Here is a 425-nt window from a genome sequence, read left to right on the forward strand (position 1 = left end):
CGCCCGTCAGTACGAAAGTGCCACTCACTCACGCCGGCCGCGTCAGTTGAGGTTGGGCCCCTGGGCTTCCCCCGGTAGCTCGGAGGACGATCTGCATGGCGGCTTGGGCGGGAGTCAGGTGCGTGGTGTCGACGACCTCGGCCTCGGCATGCAGCCACGTGCGGGCCGCCTCGGCGTAGGGCTCGAGGTACTTGAGACGGAACGGCGACGGAACGGGGTGTTCTCCCTCGATACGCCTGCGAAGGGTGTCTTGATCAGCGTGGAGGACGAAGTGCCTTACCGGGATGGCGTGTTGGGCGAGGCCCGTACTGATCTCGCGCCAGTACTGCTCGACCAGGACAGTCATCGGTATCACCAAAGTGCCGCCGGTGTAGTCGAGCACGCGGCGGGCGGTTTCGACGACGAGCTGTCGCCACGGCGGCCAG

General features: G+C 66.6%; 1 protein-coding gene. It reads right to left on the reverse strand.

What is annotated here, in order from left to right; translation table 11 throughout:
• Positions 1 to 28: 28 nt before the first annotated feature.
• On the reverse strand, positions 29 to 425 hold a 397-nt coding region (locus F6X68_RS33280; RefSeq protein ID WP_151457897.1), incomplete at its 5' end, for an ATP-binding protein.

It is taken from the genome of Micromonospora sp. AMSO12t (genome assembly GCF_008806585.1).
GTDB lineage: Bacteria > Actinomycetota > Actinomycetes > Mycobacteriales > Micromonosporaceae > Micromonospora > Micromonospora reichwaldensis.